The organism is Thermosipho globiformans, assembly GCF_003990895.1.
Lineage (GTDB): Bacteria > Thermotogota > Thermotogae > Thermotogales > Fervidobacteriaceae > Thermosipho > Thermosipho japonicus.
Genome location: NZ_BHXD01000015.1, coordinates 1 through 22,448, shown reverse-complemented (window position 1 = coordinate 22,448; position 22,448 = coordinate 1). Strand labels below are relative to the sequence as shown.

21 protein-coding genes and 1 tRNA gene are annotated in these 22,448 nt (G+C 31.1%); 10 read left to right on the top strand and 12 right to left on the bottom strand.

Going from position 1 to position 22,448, the window contains the following annotated elements:
- Positions 1-76 precede the first annotated feature (76 nt).
- A complete protein-coding gene (locus EO083_RS08945) occupies positions 77-955 on the bottom strand; it encodes a bifunctional methionine sulfoxide reductase B/A protein (RefSeq protein ID WP_126993974.1) in 879 nt (292 codons plus the stop codon).
- Between the two features lie 114 nt (positions 956-1,069).
- Positions 1,070-1,393, bottom strand: a complete 324-nt coding sequence (locus EO083_RS08940) for a hypothetical protein (protein WP_126993972.1) — start codon at positions 1,391-1,393, stop codon at positions 1,070-1,072.
- 455 nt (positions 1,394-1,848) lie between these two features.
- On the opposite strand from EO083_RS08940, the gene EO083_RS08935 reads away from it, so the two are divergent.
- The 8 genes from EO083_RS08935 (at position 1,849) to EO083_RS08900 (ending at position 6,873) form a co-directional block, all read left to right on the top strand.
- On the top strand, positions 1,849-2,325 hold the full coding sequence (locus tag EO083_RS08935; protein ID WP_126993970.1) for a ferritin family protein: 477 nt from the start codon (positions 1,849-1,851) through the stop codon (positions 2,323-2,325).
- Between the two features lie 78 nt (positions 2,326-2,403).
- Entirely contained in the window at positions 2,404-3,294 is an 891-nt protein-coding gene (locus tag EO083_RS08930; RefSeq protein WP_126993968.1) for an RnfABCDGE type electron transport complex subunit D, read from the top strand.
- Positions 3,291-3,893, top strand: a complete 603-nt coding sequence (locus EO083_RS08925) for an FMN-binding protein (RefSeq protein ID WP_126993966.1) — start codon at positions 3,291-3,293, stop codon at positions 3,891-3,893. The genes EO083_RS08930 and EO083_RS08925 overlap by 4 nt, the downstream gene beginning before the upstream one ends.
- Before the next feature lies 1 nt (position 3,894).
- Positions 3,895-4,494: an NADH:ubiquinone reductase (Na(+)-transporting) subunit D gene (locus tag EO083_RS08920; protein ID WP_114703077.1), complete on the top strand. Its 600-nt coding sequence runs from the start codon at positions 3,895-3,897 to the stop codon at positions 4,492-4,494.
- Positions 4,491-5,084 (top strand): electron transport complex protein RnfA, encoded by a 594-nt coding sequence (locus tag EO083_RS08915; protein WP_126993964.1) that lies wholly within the window; start codon positions 4,491-4,493, stop codon positions 5,082-5,084. Before EO083_RS08920 ends, EO083_RS08915 begins: the two co-directional genes overlap by 4 nt.
- 10 nt (positions 5,085-5,094) lie before the next feature.
- Complete coding sequence (locus EO083_RS08910) at positions 5,095-6,198, top strand: NADH:ubiquinone reductase (Na(+)-transporting) subunit F (RefSeq protein ID WP_126993962.1); 1,104 nt, start codon at positions 5,095-5,097, stop codon at positions 6,196-6,198.
- 13 nt (positions 6,199-6,211) lie between these two features.
- Positions 6,212-6,661: a hypothetical protein gene (locus EO083_RS08905; RefSeq protein ID WP_126993960.1), complete on the top strand. Its 450-nt coding sequence runs from the start codon at positions 6,212-6,214 to the stop codon at positions 6,659-6,661.
- 136 nt (positions 6,662-6,797) lie between these two features.
- A tRNA-Asn gene (locus EO083_RS08900) sits at positions 6,798-6,873 on the top strand.
- A 367-nt stretch (positions 6,874-7,240) separates the two neighbouring features.
- Here EO083_RS08900 and EO083_RS08895 read toward each other — a convergent pair.
- The 8 genes from EO083_RS08895 to iadA form a co-directional block, all read right to left on the bottom strand.
- On the bottom strand, positions 7,241-8,440 hold the full coding sequence (locus EO083_RS08895) for a hypothetical protein (protein ID WP_126993958.1): 1,200 nt from the start codon (positions 8,438-8,440) through the stop codon (positions 7,241-7,243).
- 19 nt (positions 8,441-8,459) lie between these two features.
- Positions 8,460-8,825, bottom strand: coding sequence for a hypothetical protein (locus EO083_RS08890; RefSeq protein WP_126993956.1), 366 nt, complete (start codon positions 8,823-8,825; stop codon positions 8,460-8,462).
- 625 nt (positions 8,826-9,450) lie between these two features.
- Entirely contained in the window at positions 9,451-10,578 is a 1,128-nt protein-coding gene (locus EO083_RS08885) for an alkaline phosphatase family protein (RefSeq protein WP_164723712.1), read from the bottom strand.
- Between the two features lie 86 nt (positions 10,579-10,664).
- Positions 10,665-13,076: an ABC transporter permease subunit gene (locus EO083_RS08880; protein WP_126993952.1), complete on the bottom strand. Its 2,412-nt coding sequence runs from the start codon at positions 13,074-13,076 to the stop codon at positions 10,665-10,667.
- Positions 13,076-14,782: an ABC transporter permease subunit gene (locus tag EO083_RS08875; protein WP_126993950.1), complete on the bottom strand. Its 1,707-nt coding sequence runs from the start codon at positions 14,780-14,782 to the stop codon at positions 13,076-13,078. The genes EO083_RS08880 and EO083_RS08875 overlap by 1 nt, the downstream gene beginning before the upstream one ends.
- Before the next feature lie 63 nt (positions 14,783-14,845).
- Complete coding sequence (locus EO083_RS08870; protein WP_126993948.1) at positions 14,846-16,018, bottom strand: sugar ABC transporter substrate-binding protein; 1,173 nt, start codon at positions 16,016-16,018, stop codon at positions 14,846-14,848.
- Positions 16,019-16,110: 92 nt separating this feature from the next.
- Positions 16,111-18,318 carry an ATP-dependent Clp protease ATP-binding subunit gene (locus tag EO083_RS08865; protein WP_126993946.1) on the bottom strand — a complete coding sequence of 736 codons (2,208 nt, stop codon included), beginning with the start codon at positions 18,316-18,318 and terminating at the stop codon, positions 16,111-16,113.
- Complete coding sequence (gene iadA, locus EO083_RS08860) at positions 18,318-19,415, bottom strand: beta-aspartyl-peptidase (protein ID WP_126993945.1); 1,098 nt, start codon at positions 19,413-19,415, stop codon at positions 18,318-18,320. The genes EO083_RS08865 and iadA overlap by 1 nt, the downstream gene beginning before the upstream one ends.
- A gap of 50 nt (positions 19,416-19,465) precedes the next feature.
- Between iadA and EO083_RS08855 the strand changes: the two genes are divergently transcribed.
- Positions 19,466-20,098 (top strand): CPBP family intramembrane glutamic endopeptidase, encoded by a 633-nt coding sequence (locus EO083_RS08855; RefSeq protein WP_126993943.1) that lies wholly within the window; start codon positions 19,466-19,468, stop codon positions 20,096-20,098.
- An 84-nt stretch (positions 20,099-20,182) separates the two neighbouring features.
- Positions 20,183-20,539: a NifB/NifX family molybdenum-iron cluster-binding protein gene (locus tag EO083_RS08850; RefSeq protein ID WP_126993941.1), complete on the top strand. Its 357-nt coding sequence runs from the start codon at positions 20,183-20,185 to the stop codon at positions 20,537-20,539.
- 57 nt (positions 20,540-20,596) lie between these two features.
- Here the strand turns inward: EO083_RS08850 and EO083_RS08845 are convergent, their stop codons facing one another.
- Together EO083_RS08845 and EO083_RS08840 are read right to left on the bottom strand one after the other, a co-directional pair.
- Positions 20,597-21,544 carry a SufB/SufD family protein gene (locus EO083_RS08845; RefSeq protein ID WP_126993939.1) on the bottom strand — a complete coding sequence of 316 codons (948 nt, stop codon included), beginning with the start codon at positions 21,542-21,544 and terminating at the stop codon, positions 20,597-20,599.
- Positions 21,534-22,277, bottom strand: a complete 744-nt coding sequence (locus tag EO083_RS08840) for an ATP-binding cassette domain-containing protein (RefSeq protein ID WP_126993938.1) — start codon at positions 22,275-22,277, stop codon at positions 21,534-21,536. Before EO083_RS08840 ends, EO083_RS08845 begins: the two co-directional genes overlap by 11 nt.
- Between the last annotated feature and the right edge of the window lie 171 nt (positions 22,278-22,448).

The window sequence follows — 22,448 nt, the reverse complement described above, 5'->3', positions numbered from 1 at the left end:
TTTACTCTAGAAATACTTTAAACACAACACCATTTCAACATATAAAACAAAAAATGGCTTTATTTTACATACAAGATCAAATTATTCCATCCCATGTTTTTAATAACTTAAATCTTACGTGACAACAAGGAGTTTTTCCTGTCTTTTCATAATATTGCTGATGATAATCTTCTGCTACCCAAAAATCGCTTGCCTTTCTAAGTTGTGTTACAACATTATACTTTTTCTTTAAAGCTTGTATCAATTTTTCAGAAATCTTTTTTTGGAGATCATTTGTATAAAAAATTGCACTTTTATATTGTTCTCCAATATCTGGACCTTGACCATTTTCTTGTGTAAAATCATGTATTTCAAAAAAATACTTTATCAAAGTTTTTTCATATAACTTTTTTGGGTCAAAAATTACTTCCACCGTTTCAAGATGACCAGTTACACCTGTACAAACTTGTTCGTATGTAGGATTTTTTCTTTTTCCACCCATGTAACCTACCCTTGTGTCTACAACTCCATCTAGTTTCCTAAACAAATACTTTACTCCCCAAAAACATCCCCCTGCAAAAAATATTCTATCTATTAAAGACTTTCCTCCTTCCGGCACAAAATCAAGTGATACTGAATTAACACAATGTCTTACATTTTTCTCGGTAAAACCTTCCCCATAAAAAACGTGGCCTAAATGTGCTCCACAATATGAACACACTATCTCTTCTCTAATTCCATCTCTATCAACCTGTTTTCTTATTGCACCAGGTATTTCATCATCAAATGCAGGCCATCCACATCCTGAATTAAATTTTGAAGATGAATTGTAAAGTGAAATTCCACAATTTTTACAAACGTATATTCCCTTTTCAAAGTGATTTTCAAATTTTCCACTAAAAGGTCTCTCTGTACCTTTTTCAAACAAAACAAATTTTTCAAATTCGCTAAGATTTTTATTAATCTTCTTTGCCATTTAAGTCTCCTCCAAACTTATTTAAATAATCTTCAAGTTTGTATCCATCTTTAATAATCATAAATGGAAACATTCTTTGAACGATTGCCCCTTGAGGGCAACCATATGTACACTTTAAACAAAGTGCACAATTAAAACCAAAATGTACTTTACCTTTTTTATTGAAATATTATTGGTTGGACAGTTATTAACACAAAAACTACAAAGATTGCAATTATCATTAACTTTATATCCTTTTGCAAAAAGCCTTGCAAAAAATTTTTCAAATATTGAAAATTTAGATAAAACTAGTCCCTTAAGTGTAGGCTTTAAAACTTTTCTTCCTCCTTTTAGTATATTATCTACAATCTCGTCAATTTTATTAGGTAAGTTGCAAAAAATTTCTTTTATCTCTTTCTCTTTCATTGCTGAGAAACAATTTAATGGCATCGTTACCATATCTTCGTATAAAATATTACAACCTTTTTTAATAGAAGATGCTTTGATTTCATATGAGCAGCACTGTTTTCAGGAATAAAACCGCCTACAAAAACTGAGATAATAGCGGTATTAATCCCTAAGCAATCATTAATTTTTTAACCCAACTATATACAGGCCAAGAAAGGGCAAACGAGCGGACAGGAGTGAGTAAAATTAATAATTTATATTTTTAAAAGAAATAGCTTTTAAATTCTTTAATATAATTTGTTCTAATTCCACTGTTTTATTGTTACTTTTTAATTTTTCTGCCAACTTTTTTTGCAACAAATTCAGTATTTCCTGTCCCCGAAAAATAAGCTATTTTAACCATTTAATCTACCCCTAAAAAAATTATAACATATTTTACAAAATTTTTATTTTTGAAAAAAAGTTGTATAATATATACTGTAGAGTAGACTCAAGGAGGGGATACTATGACAATCGATGAACTTTTGGGGGTCGCATTAAAAATTGAAGGTGCAGGCTATTCATATTATGAAAAACTTTCAAATGTTTCAAGTGGATCTCTAAAGAATTTATTTCTCGAACTTGCAAATGAAGAAAGAGAACATGCAAAAATTTTTGAAGAAATTTTATCAAATTTTAAAGATAAAAAAAACTTAAACCTCAATGAAGAAGAAGTCGGATATTTAAAAGCATTTGCTGAAGATGTAATTTTCCCAAAACTTACAATTGAAAAAATTCCAACAAGTGTAAAAGAAGCAATTAAACTGGCAATTGAAGTTGAAAAGGATTCCATAATATTTTATAACGACATTAAAATACTCGTTCCTGACAATAGCGCAATTGAAAAAGTTATTGAAGAAGAAAAAAAGCACATGAAAAAACTCACTCTTAGATTAAGAGAAGACGATGAATTTGATATTTACAGTGAGGGTAGTAAAATATAAGACTTACAAAATCTTTTAAAAGTCCAGGTTAAAGCCTGGACTTTTCTTCTTGAAAAAACACACAAGGAGTGATTAAAAATGGCTCTATTTCAAAAACAGCCAATGATGCGAAGAGTTTTATACGCATTAATTCCAATATATATTTACTCACTTTTTTTCTATGGCGTTAGGCTTCTCTGGCTAAGTTTATTTGTTTTTACCTTTGGAATTCTTTCTGAATACATCTTTGAAAAAAAGAAAGGAAAAAAAGTTTCAGAAGCAGTCTTAGTAACCTGTATGCTATATACCCTTTCTCTGCCGCCACTTACACCATGGTGGATTGCAACAATAGGTATTATATTTGGTATAGTTTTTGCAAAAGAGGCATATGGAGGATTTGGAAGAAACATTTTTAATCCTGCAATCACAGCAAGATTATTTGTCTATATTGCCTTTCCATCATATATGACAAGTGGTTGGATGATCCCAAAATTTGGCTCGTTCGGTCTTGATGCAACAACATCTGCAACTCCACTTGCACTTCTAAAAGAATCACAAACATTAAGTTTAAAAGATCTTTTTCTAGGGCTTAGAGCAGGATCTCTTGGTGAAAGTGCAATATTTTTAATAATTATTGGAGCAATTTATTTAATTTTTACAAAAACTGCTAGCTGGAAAATAATTGTTTCTACAATTTCAAGTGCATTTATTTTAACAGCTGTTTTTGATATTTTTATTCCTTCTGCACCACCTACCATTTTTGCACTTTTATCAGGAAGCTTATTGTTTGTATCAGTATTCATTGCAACAGATCCAATCACAGCTCCAAAAAATTCAAAGGCACAATTTATCTATGGAATAATTATTGGAGTTTCAATTGTAATTATTAGAACATTTTCACTCTTTGCAGAAGGGACAAGTTTTGCAGTACTTTTAGGTAATACCTTTGCACCATTTTTGGATCACGTAACAAAGAAGGTGAAAAAATGAAAGAAAATAAGATATATACTATAATATTTACCTTTGTTATTTCGTTTACTTTTGTCTTGATCCTTTCAATCATAAACTCAATGACTTATGACAAAGTACTTGAAAACCAAAACTTTTCAAAAATACGTGCAATATTAAACTCAATGGGAATTGAATATAAAGATGAAAAGGAGGCAATTAAAATTTTCAATTCTAAGATTGATCAAATAGAAATAGGAGGATTGAAATTTTACACAACAGTTATAAATGCAGAAAAAATATACTCATATATTTTCTCTGGGAGCGGCCTTTGGGGAACAATAACCGGTGTTATTTCAGTTAACGAAAACGTCGATAGAATTATTGGAATAGACATAATTTCACAAAATGAAACTCCTGGTCTTGGAGGAAGAATTGAAGAAGATTGGTTCAAAAACCAATTTAAAGGAGAACATGTAAAAGATAAGATCAAAATTAAAGTCTCTGGAGCTTCCACTGATTTTAACAAAGAAAATTCTTCTGCAGATGCTATAACAGGTGCCACACTTACCTCGAGATTTTTTATAAATATCATCAACGATTCACTTGAAAAAATTAGAAACGCTCTAAGGAGTGAGTAGTATGGGAAAATTTAAAGAAGTATTTTTGAAAAATACTTGGTATGAAAACCCTGTCTTTGTACTGGTACTTGGAATTTGTTCAACTCTTGCAGTTACAAACAATTTAAAAAATACTTTTATCATGACAATAGGCGTAATGCTTGTCACGGGTTTTTCAAACCTTACCGTATCTCTTTTAAAAAATCTTATTCCATCAAAGGTGCGAATGATTACACAGGTATTAATAATATCTTTCTATGTTATCATAGTGGATATAATCTTAAAGGCATACCTTCCAGATGTAAGTAAAGCACTCGGACCATATGTTGGTCTTATAATAACAAATTGTATTATCATGGGACGTGCCGAAGCGTTTGCTCAATCAAATCCTCCCCTTATATCATTTTGGGATGGTATCACAAGCGGCTTTGGCTATATGATAGTACTAGTGGCAATTGCATTCTTTAGAGAACTTCTTGGTTTTGGAACTATTTTTGGCTATAAAGTTATGCCAGAAAACTTTGTAAATTGGACAATAATGATTATGCCCCCAAGTGCTTTCTTCATGCTCGCACTATTTATATGGATAGTAAAAGGCTTTAAAAAGGAGGGAGCTAAATGAATCCTAATATAAATCCTCTGGTTCTATTTTTTGCTTCAATCTTTACTAGTAACATATTACTTTCCAACTTTCTTGGAATGTGCTCGTTTATATCCATCTCAAAAAGTCTAAAGTCATCTAACGGTCTTGGTATGGCAGTTACGATGGTTATGACAATAACAACTGCTATTAATTGGTTAGTTGAAAAATACATCATAGTACCATTTCAAATTGAATACCTAAGATATATCATATATATTATTGTTATCGCTGCAGTTGTCCAAATCCTTGAAATGGTTATAGATAGAACTGCACCAAATTTGTATATTAGCCTTGGCATTTTTTTACCATTAATAACTGTTAACTGTGCTATTTTAGGTGTTGCACTATTTATGCAGCTTAGAAACTATACATTTTTACAATCAATCTTTTTTGGTCTTGGTTCAGGCCTTGGATGGTGGCTTGCAATAGTTCTACTTGCTGCTATTAGAGTTAAAGTTGATAAAGCACCTGTTCCTGCACCGCTTAAAGGTGTTGGAATTACACTGATTACAATAGGTATAATGGCAATGGCCTTCATGGGGTTTGCCGGAATGATAAATGTTCAATAGGGGTGATCATATGAATATATGGCTTGCACCATTAATTGTTGGGGTTGTTTCATCTGTTTTATCTGCTCTAATCGTTATAGTTGATTCCATAGTAAACAACTATGGAGAAGTGGAAATTGATATAAACAATGGAAAGAAAAAATTAAAAGTAAAGGGTGGTTCACCTTTACTTTTTACACTAGCCTCTGAAAATATTTTTGTTCCCTCTGCCTGCGGAGGCAGAGGAAGTTGTGGCGCATGTAAAGTTAAAGTATTAAGTGATGTTGGAGAATACCTTCCAACAGAGCTTCCTTATATGTCAGAGGAAGAAATAAAAGAAAACATAAGGCTTTCTTGTCAGATAAAGGTTAAAAAAGACATAAAAATACAGCTACCAGAAGAACTTTTTAATGTTAAAAAACTTACAGGTAAAGTTGTCTCACTTAAAAATGTAACACATGATATCAAAGAAGTACGAATAAAACTTCCAGAAGAGATAAACTTTAAAGCAGGGCAATACGTTCAAATTGTCGTACCACCATATGATAAAATAAAGCAACCTACACAAAGAGCGTATTCAATTGCATCTACTCCAAGTAAAAAAGATGAAATAGATCTGTTAATTAGATTAGTTCCAGGTGGTATAGCAACAACTTATGTACACAATTATCTAAAAGAAGGAGACACCATTGAAGTTATAGGGCCATTTGGTGAATTTTATATGAGAGATACGGATGCTGATATGATCTGTGTTGCAGGAGGTTCTGGTATGGCACCTATAAAATCTATTATCCTTGATATGTATGAACGTGGTATCACCAATAGAAACGTATGGTACTTTTTTGGTGCAAGAACTGAAAAAGACCTTTTCTATGTTGAACTTTTTAAAGACTTAGAAAAAAAGTGGAGCAACTTCCATTTCATTCCTGCTCTTTCTGAACCAATGGAGCCAGAAAAATGGAATGGTGAAGTTGGCCTTATAACCGATGTAATGGTTAAATACCTAGAAAATGTTGTTGACAAAAACACTAAAAAAGAGGGATATCTATGTGGTAGTCCTGGAATGATAAATGCCTGTGAAAAATTACTTAATGAACATGGAATAAAAGATGTATATTATGATAAATTCGCATAGGAAGGTGAAAATTATGAAAATGTCTCCTGAAATGATTAAAGCTCAAGAAAATATGAAACCTGGAGTAATAACAGCAGAAGGATTTTTAGGTGAAGATGATAGAAATCTGGTTGATATAATTTTACAGGATGAGCAAGAAATGGCTGCTCTAAAACTTGACTTTGAAAAAGTAGCACAAAAAATGAAAAAACTACTTGAAGTTGGAGAAAAAGGATTAGGTGAGCCAATAACCTATGAAAATTTTGAAATTTTTGTATATGAAGCAAGAGGATTTCTTGCCTGCCCCTTTGAAGATGGTATCTTTAGAAAAAAAGTAGCAGTCGTTAAAAATCTAAAAAACAATGAATCTATTATGTATAGCGATTTATCAATACACCTTCTTGAAAAGCATCACTTTTTACAGGGAAAAGGATCAAAATTTAGATTGGATCCTGAAAAAATTAAAAAAGTTTTATTCGATTAAGCAAAATACAAATATTGACTTTTTTACATTATATGATATATTTTATATTGTCTGAAAAAAGCTAACCCCTCTTAAATAAAAGAATTATTGACAAAAAATGGGAAATATGGTATAATATATAATGGTTATGATAAGTTCCGGCGTAGCTCAATAGGCAGAGCGGGTGGCTGTTAACCACTAGGTTGGGGGTTCGAGTCCCTCCGCCGGAGCCAGTAAATAAAGTTTACAGAAAAAAGGATGGAATAGTAGTTATTCCATCCTTTTTATTTTGCTAGTTTTTTAATTTTCTACTAAAATCCAATTATTCGTTAAAAATACTTCAAAGTGCGTTTTTTGATCTTATAAATTTAGTTATAATCTATTTTACTTATTCTTTTCAAATCGTCATTAATAAATTTCAAAAAAATTAATTTTAACCACAAATTCAATCATATCCTAAATTATAATCCAATTTAATTAATTTATTACCATCCAAGAAGAGGTATTTACACAAAAAATTACATGCTACCATGTTGTTTGAAAAGTAAAATATTAACTTCTTTTATTCGCACCACTTACGGGGATAAGTCCAAATTCATTTTAATTTTTTACCAATGCTACTATCAAATTAGAAATTTGTTCAACAGTTGGCATAGTAATTGTGTGTTTCCATATAACTCCTTCTGTTACTACTCCTGCACTTGTCCTGTAAACAAGCACATTGTCTGGAGATATCACCATCAAGGTTTCAGGATATAACAATCTCAATCTAATTGTTATCTCATCAAGTTTCTCTCGTGATATCGGAACAATTGTAATATCTTTATACTTTTTTGCCAAAGATTCTAAATCCAATGGACACTCTTCACATGATGTGCAATTACAAGAGGATGGAACTACAAGTAGTACGTATGATTTTACTTCCATTTTCAAAAATTCCGAAAACGCATCAAGCCAAACATTTATCTTCGACACTTCTGAAGCGGTTAAGAAATTAAAGTAAATTACTTTCCACTCTCCCACTTTTTCTCCTAGATTTATAGTTTTTCCACTTACCTCTTCGAAAGAGATATCTGGAAATGTTTCACCTATAAATGGAACAAGCACAGAGGTTGAAGACTTTTCAAGGACTATAGCTTCTCCGTTTTTGGTAACACTCTCTATCGTAAAATATTCTTCTCCTATCTTTAAGTACTTTCTGAAAAACTCCGGGCCATCAAACTTACCATTTTCATTTAAATCTACCATAAGTAATATTGCATCTTTTGTGTACCATCCATCTGAATCTGTCTCAGCAATCGCTGCTTTATAGCTTTTCTCTCCCACGTAAAGTATACCTTCTCTTCTGGTAATACCGCAATAGTATAATTTGTCTTCTATACGCCACAAGGCAATATAATAGCCACTTCCATCGCTGAATATAAGTTTTTCAATATATGTATTAACATTCATTCCTGATAATGTTTGAGCATAGATTTCATCATCTGAAAAATTTTTATTTCTATTCCCATCTACCAATATTATTTCTTCTCCATCTTTTAATCCGGTTATAACATCAAAAGTTTCACCTTTTAATGTTATCTGACCAAATTTTGCATTGTAAAGATCAAACGGTGCATAAAAAGAGGTTAATGGAGCATCATGAAGCTGAACCACACGTGTAAAAGTGTAAAACATGCCAGCTTTTGTTTCTGGGAACTGACCACTAATTGTAGATTGTTGTGCAAAACATGAGATAGTCAGAAATAAAATTAATAACATTATAAATCCAACACGTGTGTTAAAAAAATTACTAAGCATTTTTTCACCTCCAAAAATTTTACATACCCCTACAGCTGCACGAAGCTAGACAAATGGCAGCCTCTCCTGCAGGTGTGCAATAACATGTGGCACTTACTGTACCAATTTTTGATACAACAGCTTTTCCACGACATAATGTTACACCAAAGTAGGGGTTTTTACATGTAAAATCAACTTCCAATGTTACACTAAGTGGTGTTCCATTTGAACTGTAGTGCTCTGCCTCACCAAACGCCTGCCATCTTAAATCGCCAACATAAAACCATGAACAGTAGTTAACACTACACCCTGGATCTTCAATCAAAGGAACTACCTCTCCTGCAAACGAAAGGAAAACAAAAGTGACCAGCAAAAAAGTAACTAACAATCTTATAGTAAACCTCATACTAACCACTCCTTTCAAAAATTTAGAATACCATTAAAATTCTTTATCTTCCTAATTTCTTATCTCTTTTACCAATTTACACTATTAATCCTATATCTTCCCTATTTTTATTTGTTTAGCTTACATTCAATAAACACGCGGTACATTTTTTATCTCAACCATTTTAGTATTATTAAAAAGTGTAAAACATATAAACATTATCGTTTTTATATAGACTAAAAACATTCCTGTTTATTATACTAAACATGTTAATATTTAACAATTTTTATATTATTGTTATTAAATTTGTTTATTATAAACAATATTATATTTTTCCAATACTAAATTATTTTTAATTTCATACAAATATCATTTTCCAATATTAAGACTACTAATATACCATATTTACGCTATTATTCTTTAAAGCTATTTTAATTTTAATAAAAAAATATAAAAAAAAACAAACCCAATTATTTGCTATATTCTTTATTTAAAAATAAATATTTAACATATTCTTAATATTTTATAATTTTTCAATCGCAATTGAGAATCAATAAAATTTTGAATAAATCTTTATATGAAAAAATAATCCCATCCTTGGCTATTCAAGAATGGGATTTTATTAATTATATTGCTTTGAAAAAATTTATACAAAAATAAGTGGAACATACAATTCTTCATATGTAAGTGATCCATGCATTCCCAAAAGCTTTTGCTCTCTTCCAGTATATGTATATGTAAAAGAATAGTTATCTTTAGCTAGAAGCACATAATCTCCAATCCTATTCTCTGTCTCAGGATTTATATCACCAAATCCAAAATATCCTTCGCTCAAAAGTTGTTTTGAAGGATATATTTCAAATCTTTTGCTGTATCTATCATTTAAATAATCAATTAATTCTTTGTCTTTTTTTTCTTTAGTGTAAAAATACATCATGCGCATTTCTCCAGTTGGAGGAAACTTTAAATATTTTAATAGCTCTTCTCCTAAAAATACGTTCTTTTCTCTAGGAGTTGTAACCATTCCATGATCTGCTACAACAAAAATCTGCGTCTTTTTGTCATATTTCAATTTTTTTATCTCCTCAAGCAGAAATTTTGCTTCTCTTTCATAAGATATACTATCAGGTCCTTTTTTGTGACCTATACCATCTAACACTCCATAATAAACGTAAAGAAGTCCTTTAAAATCACTTTCAAGTAGCTTTTGTAAATTTGCAAACATATCAATAGTTGAATAGTAAGAAAATATGTTTGCATCCTTTTGAATTAGAAATGACAAGCCAGAATTTACAATATCATGTGAAGTTAGTATTCCTCCAAAATAACCTTCCTTCTTTAACCTTTGAAATACATTCGGCAACCTTTTTATCTTTTTCTTTACAATAGTTTCAAAACTGCTATCTGGCAATCCTGGATAGCTAAAATCTATCATATTCATGATACTTCCAATTTCACGTATAAACTGAATATATCCTAAAAGCCCATGTTCTTGAGGAGGCATCGCAGTAAGTAAGCTGGTAACTGCAGCCACAGTTGTTGTTGGAAAAACACTACTTAACTTTATGCTTTTCTCAAATTCAACATTTAATTCCTTGAATTTTTTGTACCCTAAACTATCCAAGATAATTACTACTATTTTTTCCTTTCCAACTATTTGTGGAAGAATAATATCTTCCATTTCATTGAATCTATACTTTGTTTCAACTTTAAAATGCTTCAAAAGTACATTAATAAATGAAACAATACTTTTTTCATATATTGGCTTGTCCACATAATCCCTCCCTAGAAAAAAGTCCTCGGATATTATATTGTACAACATCCGAGGACTTTTTCAAATACTCTATTTTATAATAAGTATTAACCTTTAACGGAACCTTTGGTCAGACCACCAACAAGATATTTTTGCATTGAAAGAAACAATATAACCATTGGAAGCATTCCAACAAGTGCAGCTGCTGAAAATAGACCCCACTCAGTTTCAAATGGCCCGCTGGAGAATGTCCAAAGTCCAACTGCATATGTATACTTTTCGACATCTTGGAGAATAATCTTTGCAAGAACAAATTCGTTAAATGTACCCATGAACGTTAGAATAACTACAACCGAAAGAATAGGAGATGCAAGTGGAATTACTATTCTCCAGAATGTTTGCCACCTTGTTGCACCATCAATCATTGCAGCTTCTTCAAGAGAACTTGGAATTGTATCATAGAATCCTTTGATCAGATACATATTAAATGCAATATTTCCAAGATACACAAATATAAGTCCGCCTAATGTATTGAGCCCTATTGAAGGAATATATCTTCCAATAAAGCTTAAAAATCCGTACAAAGCAATCATGTACATAATAGCTGGGAACATCTGAATTAAAAGAAGTGACATTATTCCATATTTTCTTCCCCTAAATCTCATTCTACTAAACGGATATGCTGCAAGTGCATTTACAATTGTAGTAATTATTGCAACAACGCCCGCAACTATAACACTATTAAAGATCCATCTCCAAAGATAATACTTTTGCTTCTGTTTCCAAATTTGGTCAAATCTAAACAGTTTTTTATCAACATTTTTAAATGATTTATCAAGGTCGTTTACAGGAAATTGGTCAACAAGATCAGCTGCCGCTTTTGAAGCTATACTCATACTTGATGCAATATTTGCAGGATATTCTGATTGAACTTTTGTAAACAATTGAAGAAGTGCCGCTATTCTGACCTTAACCCCATTTTTTGATGAGTAGATTGCAGCTTTTCCCGTACTTTCTATAGAGCTAACATATTTATCAAACTCATCGATAAATTCCTTTACATCTTTTGCAAATTTCTCATACTTTTTCCTAAAATCATTCAAGGTTGCAACCCAATCAAGTTTTCTAATACTAGATCTTACATCTTTCTTCAAGCCATCATCGTCTACATAGCTTAAAAAGTCATTTACTTTTCTTGAAAGGATCTTTACTGAAAGATACAATTTATTGATATCCTTTGGTAAGGTATATTTTTCAACTTTATTTATAAAGCTTTCAATATCCCCTTTTAATAGCAAAGACATGATATATGCTTTCGCTGGTAAATATTTTCCTTCTACATTTAAATATTCTCTATTAAGTTCTTCTAAGTCTTGATTTTTGCTGTCGATTTTGTTGGCAAAAAGTATATACTCATTTGAAAGTTTTAAATATTCTCTTTCAATTTCAGCAAAGTTTTTTAACAAGTTATATGATTCTCTAACCTGTTTAAGCGCTTTTAAATTAAACTGGTTAATTAATGAAATAAAATCAGCATAATTTGCAGAATTTTTCAATGTAAAATTATCCCATAACGTCTTTACCTTTGTCATATTCTCATACATTTTGTCTATAACTGCTTTTCTTTCTTTGCTTAAATTCATTTCTACCATATCTTTTACTATGTTGTAGACTTGCTCAAATTTTTCAACAGCATCTTTTTCTGAAACAAATGCTTTTATCTGATTTGATGGATTATTTAGTAAATCATATGCAACCTGCAGGGTTTTATTAAAACTTTCAAACTGTGGAATAATTGAGTTATCAATTATTAAAGAAAGTCTTGTGTAGTCCTCTTGATAAAAATCAAGATCTTTCTTTATTTGATTTAATTTTGCTTGATCTTCTTGCAATTGTCTTTTTAGACTTTCAATATTATCAAGTTTTGTTTTTAGCTCTTCTACATACACATCTTCATAATCTTTATAGTCAAACCCTAAGCCTAATTCTAGAACATCTTTCTCTTTTATCTTTCTTTCTTCCAGCAAAGATATTATCGCAACACCAATAGATTGGTTATCATCAAGCTCTTCAATATTTATCTTTTCAATTAGTTTATTTACTTGCTCAACAACTGTTTGAATTAATTTATCTGAATTTTCAGACAAATAATTTTTTATTGTTTCATACTCATTATCTACTACACTTATTAATTCTTTCGACTCTTTTGAATATGCCTTTAAAGCTTCTATATCTTTATCAAACTTTTCAACCAAAAATTCGACTGGCTTTTCATCATAAGGTCTTGAATTAGTTGTAATTGACTCTATGTCACTTAAAAGTCTCAAAACATTGTCTTCGGGAAATAACAAATCTTTATAGTTTTGAAGACTCATCCTTGATGAAAACAATTTTGATGAAAAAGCTGCATTATCTCGCCTTAGTGATGTAGACACAACCCATACTACAGGAAACAGTATTGCAACTATTAAAATTATTAAAATTGCATGTGTTAGCCAATTTCTTTTTCTTACAACCATTATCTATTCACCTCTTCGAAGGAGCCTGATATTCTAAAGTTAACAAAACTTATACCCGCAACTATGAAGAAAATCAATATTGATATTGCACTTGCAAAACCAAAGTCCTGCCCACGTCCCGCTTCAAACGCAAGTTTATACGTATAAGAAATCAATATATCAGTTGCACCTGCTGGTGTTGTTGTATTTGGAATAGCAGGACCGCCTGCTGTTAAAAGATAAATATTTACAAAATTATTGAAATTAAATGCAAAGCTTCCTACAAGAAGTGGCGCAATTGTTGTCATCAATAATGGAAATGTTATTTTCCAGAACCTTTTTGACTTTGATGCACCATCTATAGATGCAGCCTCATAAAGTTCATCAGGAATACTCTGGAGAGCTCCTAAACTAACCGTCATCATGTATGGAAATCCAAGCCAGGTATTAACTATTAAAACAGCAACTTTTGCCCAGAATGGATTTGTCATCCACTTAACTGGATCTCCGTTAAACAAGTTGGTAACAATAAATCTATTAAATACCCCATATGTTTCATTGAAAAATCCATTTTTCCATATAAGAACAGAAATAAACGCTGGAATTGCCCACGGAATAATTAATAAGGTTCTATATATAGTTCTTCCACGCAGTGTGTTATTGTTCAAAACAAGTGCAAATGAAAGACCAATTACAAAAGTAAATAACACACTAAGTGCTGCATATGTAAAATTCCACAAGAATATCTTTGTAAATGGTCCAGAAACAGTTGGATCTGTAAATATCTTTGTAAAATTCTTTGAGCCTACATATGAAATATATCCAAGAACTGGAACCTTTTCACCTTTTTCATCAAAGTCATAAAACATTCCTTCTTCTTCCAATAATGGCTTATTGGTTCTATCATTTACAAGAGTAGTCTTTACAACAGTCTTTCCATTTTCAACAACTTCAGAGAGTGCCAATCTATAAAGATGCTTTATTTGAACAAGTTTTAAACTTCCATCACTGCTGAACCTAAGTGATAATCTATTTCTTTGATTATCAACTATTTCTACCTTACTTAAAATAGGAAATGCTATTTTTGATTTAAAGAAAACTTCATTAATAGCGGTCTCTTTATCACTTGGTGAATAAAAATAATTATACGTTTTACCATCTTCAACTATTGCAATTAACTTTCCATTTTCCGTAATAGTTTGAACCTTTTCCATATCTATTAATTCAGCTTCTCCAAGTATCATTTTCCCTGCTTGCATTCTAACAGGTTTTATATTTCCAACAATGTATTTTTCTCCATTTTCATTCACAACTATCATTTTAAAATCTTCAGTTGCATCTATACCATTATATCTTACAAAAATCTGGTAATCATAACTTTTTGCGTTATCAGGTACGTATGTATAAACTGGATCTGTAAGTAATCTATCCAAAACTTCCTGTCGAGTCATAATATGCCCTGTTCCATAATTAGTAAATGCAGTCTTTATGGTAAATGCTATTGGATATAAAACCAGGATAAACAATAAAATTACCGCAGGTATCATGTACCTGTAAGGATATGCCCTGCTATTTAACACAAAATAATCTATTAAAATGATCAAAACAAAAAATGTTATAGAAAGCTCATAAAAACCTCTTGAAAATAAAAATAATGCTCCCCAAATTGAAAAAGCATTAAACAATGCTAATAACAAATAGCCAATTAATTTCCAGAACTTTGCCATTACATCTCCTCCCGATAAAAACGGGGGGAATATACTCCCCCCGAATTTTATTCAGTTTTCAAATTATTTAATTCCTGCCAATATAGTATCTACTGCTTCTTTTAATGCTTGTTCGACTGGAACACCTTGGTCAAGAGCTTTTGAAAGTGCATCACCCATTGCTCCCCATACACCAGCCATTTCAGGAACATTTGGCATTGGAAGACCATAGTTTCCAAGGAATTCTGCAAATGCTCTTGTTACATCATCAACCATTGGAAGAATATCTTTTCTTGAAGGAACTCTTGGGTCTGCAAGGTAAATTCTGTACATTACATCTTTAGTTGCAATGAATTTTGTCAAAAATTCAATAGCATAAAGTTTATTTGGTGATTTTGCATTAACCATGAAACCTTGTGCACCAAAGAATGGTTTTGGTTTAACACCGTCTTCTAGATCAGGAATTGGTGCAACACCAAAGTCTATACCTGCTTCTTTCCATCCAGGAACAGCCCATGGTCCATTAATAATCATTGCTGCTTGTCCGTCTTTGAATAAGTTGTCCATGACATTGTAGTTGTCACCTGATTCAAGAAGACCCTCATCAACAAGTTTCTTTAAAAGCTTTAAACCTTTTACTGCTCCTTCATTTGCAAGACCTACATCTTTTACATTTACTTTTCCATCTTTTTCACCAAATACGTATCCACCAAATCCAAAAATTGCATAACTGCTGAAATAGAAGTTTTTAAAGTCGTATACAAATCCCCTTACTTCACCTTCATATTCATCTTGAATTTGCTTTGCAAGTTTTATAAGCTCATCGAATGTTTTTGGTGGCTCTTCAACATAATCCTTGTTGTAAATTAAAGCTGGTCCATCAAATGCATATGGAATACCATACAATTTTCCATTGTAGGTAAATGCTTGAAGAGGTGTTGGTAAGTATTGATCTTTTTCTGGAAGAACAGGAATTGGTTCAAGAAGACCATTTGCTGCAAGTTCTCCAACCCAGTCATGTGCACCAACAATAATATCTGCACCCTCACCTGCTGGTGCTGCTGTTAAAAATTTAGATTTTATATCGTTAAAATTAACCTGCACAACTTCTACATCAATACCATAAATTGATTTGAATTCATCAGCAAGTTTTGTCAAAATTGGAGCTTGTGCTTCTGAAGTCCAAATAGTAATTTTTACAGCAAAAACGCTAAAAACCATAACTACCATTAATAAAGCTACTAAAAGCTTTTTCATACACTTTCCCCTCCTTTATTAAAAGTATTACAATAATAATTTTACTATAAAACTCTTCTGAAATTTCTTTCACTTTGGAACAGTTTCCAATATTATATTATATCATAAGTTATACCATTTTCAGTATTTTTAAATGTAATTGTATTTCCTTCATCTAATTTTTCATCAATAATGAGATTTGAAATAGTGAACTCAATTGTATTTTCAAATAACCTTCTAAGAGGTCTTGCTCCCATTGAAGGAATATACCCAACCTCTGCTAAATAATCTTTTACAGATTCTTCAAGAATCACCTTTATGTTCTTTTCTTTTAACCTTTCATTTAATTCCTCCAAATATATATCCACAATTTTTTTGACATCTTCTTTTTTCAAAGGTTTAAAAATTACTATAGCATCAAGTCTGTTTAAAAACTCTGGTTTAAGTTTGCTTTTAACTATTTTTTCTACAGTTGTAGAAATTTCATTCTCTCTATTTTGCTCTATTGCTTTAACAATTTCTTCACTTGCAAGGTTACTTGTCATAATTATTATTGTATTTCTAAAATCTACTGTGTTACCTTTTCCATCAGTAAGCCTTCCATCATCAAACACCTGTAAAAGAACATTAAAGATTTCTGGATTTGCCTTCTCAATTTCATCAAATAATATTACACTGTACGGTCTTCTTCTCACCGCTTCTGTTAATTGCCCACCTTGCTCATGTCCAACATATCCTGGAGGTGCACCTATAAGTCTTGCAACTGAATGCTTTTCCATATATTCACTCATATCAATTCTAATTAAGCTCTGACTTGATCCAAATAATATCTCTGAAAGTCTCTTTGCAAGTTCGGTTTTACCTACCCCAGTTGGACCCAAAAATAAAAATACACCTGCAGGTCTCTTTAAGTTTCTTATCCCAGTTCTCGACATCCTTATTGCACTTGAAACAACTTTTACTGCTTCCTCTTGATCAACAAATTTTTCGTGTATTATTTTCTCTAGATTCTTCAATTTCTCTTTTTCGCCCTCAAGCATCTTTCCAACTGGTATTTTTGTCCACATTTCTACAGTTTTTGCAATATCTTCTTCGGTCACTTCTTTTTTACCCAAAATTTTTATTCTCGATGCCGATTCATCAAGCAAATCTACTGCTTTATCAGGTAGGAATCTCTCCGTAATATATCTTGCAGCAAGTTTGGCAGCATATTCTATTGCTTTATCAGTGATCTTAACATTGTGAAATTCTTCAAATGATTTTTTTAATCCCTTTAAAATCTCTATTGTCTCTTCTATACTCGGTTCAGTTACGTATATAGGTTGAAATCTTCTTTCAAGTGCTTTATCTTTTTCTATATACCTTCTATATTCTTCAACAGTTGTCGCCCCTATACATCTGAGTTCTCCTCTTGCAAGTTCAGGTTTTAAAATATTTGCTGCATCAACTGAACCTTCACTTGCACCGGCACCTACTACTGTATGGATTTCGTCAATAAATAAAATTACATCAGGTGATTTTTTAATAATATCAATTATCTTCTTTAATCTTTCCTCAAACTCTCCCCTGAATTTTGTTCCAGCTATTACTCTTGCAAGATCAAGTTTTAAAATTTTTTTATTTTTCAAAAAGTCTGGAACCTTTTCTTCAACAATTTTTTGTGCAAGCCCTTCAACAATTGCAGTTTTACCAACCCCTGGATCACCTATTATAACTGGATTGTTCTTTAATTTTCTTCCCAATATTTCCATTACTCTGAAAATTTCATTATCTCTACCAATAACTGGAAGTAATTTATTTTTTCTTGCAAGTTCAGTTAAGTCTTCTGTAAACTTTGTTAAAACATCTACATTTTCATCCTCTGATGTTACTCCAGATGTCCTCAATTCTTTTATTGCTTGATAAATTTTATCTTGTGTTACTCCATACCTTGATAAAATTCTAAATGTCATGCTTTCCGGAATCAATGTCATTGCAAGTAATAAATGATCCGATCCAATCTTTTCATCGCCCATTCTTTTTGCTTCTTTTTTTGCCTCTTCAAGAACATGCCTTGCTTCCGGGGTTATAAATATCTGACCTGTCGGTGCATTTGTTTTAACACCATACCTTGAAATAAATGACTCCAATTCTCTTTTTAGCTCTATAATATCAACTTTTAAATGTTTTAAAATATCCTTTGCTGCATTTTCATCATCTTCCAATATAGAAAGTAAAATATGTTCAGATGACATCTGATTTTGTTTGTATCTCGTCAAAATATCAGAAACGGCCATAAGGATTCTTTGCCCATTTTCCGTATATTCATTCATATCAAACATTAACTCTGCACCTCCTTCAATAACTTACCTCTTGCTATTACTTTCTCAATATTTAAATTTTCATCCAAAACAATGATATCCGCATCAGTTTCCATTTCTATTCTACCTTTAGAATTTAATTTTAAAACCTTTGCAGGGTTTATCGTTATAGTTTTTATTACCTCTTCAAATTTTAACCCTCTTTCAACAGCTTTTTTTACACTTTCAAACAACACGGTTGTGCTGGCAACATCAATCTTTATTAAACTACCATTTTCATCAAACTTTGGCAAACTTCCATGCCCATCAGAAGTCATAGTTAAATTATCAATTATTCCTTCATTAATTGAAATCTCTAAATAATCCACTACACTTTCAGAAGCTGTCAGATCTATAAATCCACCTTTCTTGGCAAATTCTATTCCCATATAAAATAGATCTTTGTTTCTCCCCATATGAGTTGGATACATATGGTAAATAGGTATTTCTGTATTTTCTACTATTTCAAACAAATAATCTATACCGTTTTTTCCATTTCCAACATGGAAATTTACAACGCCTGCCTTTTTAGATATTAAACCTCCAACTCTAGCTTGAGCAACTATTCTTTTAATCTCTTCAAGTGTAGGTTGAGAAGATCTATGGTCAGATATCGCTACCTCTCCTACTCCTATTACCTTGTCTATGAGTACTAAATCTTTCTTAATATCTCCCGTAATTGTCTTTACTGGCACACTATATGAACCAGTATAAATAAAACTTGTTATACCAACTTCCTCAAGTTGTTTTGATTTTGCATATAAATCTTCCATACTTCTTGTAACATCATCTGTACCAAGACATCCAATAACTGTTGTTATACCAGAATCAACAAGTTCCTCTATAGTTATTTCAGGTGTTCTTGTTTGAAAACCCCCCTCCCCACCTCCGCCTATAATATGAACATGAGCATCTATAAAACCTGGGACTGCAATCTTTCCATTTAAATCCAAAACTTTACTAAATGGTACTACTAAATTCTCCTCAATTAATTCTATCTTTCCATTTGCTATTAGAATATCTTTTTTTCCAATATAATATGGTGTAAAGATCTTTAAATTTTTTAAAAGTGTTAACATAAAATGCCTCCTTGCTTTATTTGATATATAATAGTTTTGAGGTGATAATTTTGCATATAATTATTTCAATATTAATATTACTCTTTTACATTTTACTTTCAAAAATATTTGTAAAAGCAGTAAGAATATCCGATCCATTTAAATTACATTCAATGTTTGCTATCTTAACTATATTATACTCCATACTTTCAGCAAGAGTATTAAATCTTAAATTGGCTGATATGGGAATTAGTTTTGGAGATACAAAAAAAGGATTGTTAATTCTTACATTTATAGGAATTCCTTTATTCATTATCGCATACATAACCTCAAAAAGTGAAAAAATTTACAATTTTAGATATCTTTACTTTAAAAGCAAATGGCAGGTAATTTATTTCTGGATTTTAGTAGGTCCTACTGAAGAATTTTTATTTAGGGGATTAATTCAAAGTTATTTAAAATTAAAATATTCATCTACAACAGCAATATTATTATCAAGTCTATTATTTGCCTTATTTCATTTATTAAATGTTTTAACCAAAAATGAATCTTGGAAATTATTCTTCAATTTATTACCTACAAGATTTATTATATCAATCATTTTAGGTTTTTCTCTTGATTTTTCTAAAAGTCTCATTTATCCTATAATAATTCACAACATAATTGATGGAATTAGCTTTTCAAATATAAAAAAGAATTACTAAATAAAATTACTAAATAAAGATATTGACATATATAAATATTGTTATAAAATTAACAATGGTAAATAATTATAGGAGGTGAAAATAATGATTATTGCAATACCAGTTACTGAAAACAACGGAGAAAATTCACAAATTTCGGAACACTTTGGTCATTCACCATTTTTTGCATTCTATGACACAGAAAAAGATGAGTTAAGAATTGAAAATAATCCGCTTGAAGAGCACGGCCCAGGAGATGTTCCTAATTTTCTACACTCAAAAGGGGTTAATGTAATAATTGTTAGAGGAATTGGCCAAAGAGCTATTTCATTTTTTGAACAATTAGGAATTAAAGTTATAAGAGGAGCAAGCGGAAGCGTAAAAGATTTAATTAATACATTCCTTGAAAACAAGATAGAAGACAAAGAATATCAAGTCAAAGAAAAATTCCATAATCATTAAAAATTAAGAAAAAACATGACCTGCGATTACCGTAGGTCATGTTTTTTAATACAAATTCTAATGTAAAAGACCTTTTATTATTAATTCCGTTGCCTCATCTTCAGTTAGACCTTTGGCCATTAACATTTCAAGTTGTTTTTGGTTCACCCTTCCAATTGAGGCTTCATGAGTCAATTCAGATAAATCGTTGTCAATTTTTAAAACTGGGATTGTAGAAACATCTACATTTGAACCTTTTGTTATTTCTTCACACGAAATATGTCCTTTTGAATACGGTGCGCTTCCATATGCTTCATTTAAAACTTTTGCTTTAGAACTATCTAACGCTACTACAACAGTTTTAGCAATTCCCCTTGAATGTTCTCCATCTAACCTTAAAATTTCATTTATATTTACCTCATCAGTTTTACTTGCTTTAATCTTTGAAAATAACTCTCCAACAGCTTGTTTTTCAAGTGTTAAGTCCATGACTATATCTAATTTTCCTACCCTTGTTTTGGTAAGAGAGAAAACATTTTTATACACTCCACCTTCTTTTACAATCGCATTTGTTTTTGTTATAAGCTTAATCGTTCCTTTATCACTATGATAATGTTCATCTTCATATTCCATATAAGCGCCTTCTTCAACTAGAACATTTGAAATAGCGTTGTGTTCAAATTCTTCTGCCTGTGGAAAAACACAATGGGCAAGAAATTTTACTCTAGCTCCCTTTCTAACTTTAATGTTAAAAATAACCTTTTGAAATCCTTTTTTTTCAACATAACCCGTACAAACATGTATAGGACGTGGAATATGTGCGTTTTCTAAAATTTCCATATCAACTTGTACACCATTTTCAATTTGAGTAGGAACAAGTTTTATACCTTCAACATTATTTAATCCTAAAACTTTATCACCACTAATTATTATTGAAGCTATTCTTTTATCCAAAAATTTTGAAGCATCAGTTCCAAGTTTTTCAACGGCTTTGACAATAGTTTCATATTCTCTTTTAACGTCCATCGATTTTCAACTCCTTACTAACAGGCGAATTTGGATGATCACAAGCATCGCAAATATTTTTGAAAATCTGGATAACTTGCTTTGTTTCACCGCTTGATAAAATCTTTCCAGCACATAACAAATAAGCTTCTTCAGTATTGTAAGCCATTTCTTCTCTGTGAGTAATTACAATAGGTGTTCCACCATAATCAGCAATAAAATCTATAACTTGATTTATCATATCAAGACTCATAAGGTCGATACCAGAATCGGGTTCATCCAAAATAACAAATTTTGGTTTTAACAAAATAATTGAAGCAAGCTCAACTCTTTTTCTTTCTCCACCACTAAGACTTTTATCAACAAAACGATTCAAATAAATCTTTGGAGAAAGCCCAACCTTTTCGAGGGCTTCTTCAACCTCATCTTTTGTAACATCCAACTTTCCACCAAGAGTAAGATAAGTATATATGGTAAGTCCATCATATCTTGCAGGCTCTTGCCACATCAAAGTTAATCCAGCTTTAGCACGTTCAAAAACATTAAAATCGGTAATATCATTACCATCCAAAAAAATTTGACCTGAAGTAGGTTTATAACCATCAAGTCCCATCATAACATAACCTATCGTGCTTTTACCAGCACCATTTGTTCCTAAAATTGCATATTTACGCCCTGAAATAAATTTCATAGAAATATTATTTAAAATCTTCTTACCAGAAACTTCATATGAAATATTTCTCAATTCAAGCATAATATTCAACACTCCCAATTTAAAATCTCTAAATCAATTTTATCACACTTATAAAATAAGAAAAGTAACAAAAAATTACAAAAATTAAACAAACAAACAAAAAACCTCTCCATATTCGGAGAGGTTAAATAATTAGGTATTAAGTTAACAAGACCCGGGCACTACCTACTC

Bases quoted from the DNA above. Each gene is read 5' to 3' on its own strand.
- EO083_RS08945 (WP_126993974.1), bottom strand. From the start codon at position 955: ATGGCAAAGAAGATTAATAAAAATCTTAGCGAATTTGAAAAATTTGTT.
- EO083_RS08940 (WP_126993972.1), bottom strand. From the start codon at position 1,393: ATGGTAACGATGCCATTAAATTGTTTCTCAGCAATGAAAGAGAAAGAG.
- EO083_RS08935 (WP_126993970.1), top strand. From the start codon at position 1,849: ATGACAATCGATGAACTTTTGGGGGTCGCATTAAAAATTGAAGGTGCA.
- EO083_RS08930 (WP_126993968.1), top strand. From the start codon at position 2,404: ATGGCTCTATTTCAAAAACAGCCAATGATGCGAAGAGTTTTATACGCA.
- EO083_RS08925 (WP_126993966.1), top strand. From the start codon at position 3,291: ATGAAAGAAAATAAGATATATACTATAATATTTACCTTTGTTATTTCG.
- EO083_RS08920 (WP_114703077.1), top strand. From the start codon at position 3,895: ATGGGAAAATTTAAAGAAGTATTTTTGAAAAATACTTGGTATGAAAAC.
- EO083_RS08915 (WP_126993964.1), top strand. From the start codon at position 4,491: ATGAATCCTAATATAAATCCTCTGGTTCTATTTTTTGCTTCAATCTTT.
- EO083_RS08910 (WP_126993962.1), top strand. From the start codon at position 5,095: ATGAATATATGGCTTGCACCATTAATTGTTGGGGTTGTTTCATCTGTT.
- EO083_RS08905 (WP_126993960.1), top strand. From the start codon at position 6,212: ATGAAAATGTCTCCTGAAATGATTAAAGCTCAAGAAAATATGAAACCT.
- EO083_RS08895 (WP_126993958.1), bottom strand. From the start codon at position 8,440: ATGCTTAGTAATTTTTTTAACACACGTGTTGGATTTATAATGTTATTA.
- EO083_RS08890 (WP_126993956.1), bottom strand. From the start codon at position 8,825: ATGAGGTTTACTATAAGATTGTTAGTTACTTTTTTGCTGGTCACTTTT.
- EO083_RS08880 (WP_126993952.1), bottom strand. From the start codon at position 13,076: ATGGTTGTAAGAAAAAGAAATTGGCTAACACATGCAATTTTAATAATT.
- EO083_RS08875 (WP_126993950.1), bottom strand. From the start codon at position 14,782: ATGGCAAAGTTCTGGAAATTAATTGGCTATTTGTTATTAGCATTGTTT.
- EO083_RS08870 (WP_126993948.1), bottom strand. From the start codon at position 16,018: ATGAAAAAGCTTTTAGTAGCTTTATTAATGGTAGTTATGGTTTTTAGC.
- EO083_RS08865 (WP_126993946.1), bottom strand. From the start codon at position 18,318: ATGTTTGATATGAATGAATATACGGAAAATGGGCAAAGAATCCTTATG.
- iadA (WP_126993945.1), bottom strand. From the start codon at position 19,415: ATGTTAACACTTTTAAAAAATTTAAAGATCTTTACACCATATTATATT.
- EO083_RS08850 (WP_126993941.1), top strand. From the start codon at position 20,183: ATGATTATTGCAATACCAGTTACTGAAAACAACGGAGAAAATTCACAA.
- EO083_RS08845 (WP_126993939.1), bottom strand. From the start codon at position 21,544: ATGGACGTTAAAAGAGAATATGAAACTATTGTCAAAGCCGTTGAAAAA.
- EO083_RS08840 (WP_126993938.1), bottom strand. From the start codon at position 22,277: ATGCTTGAATTGAGAAATATTTCATATGAAGTTTCTGGTAAGAAGATT.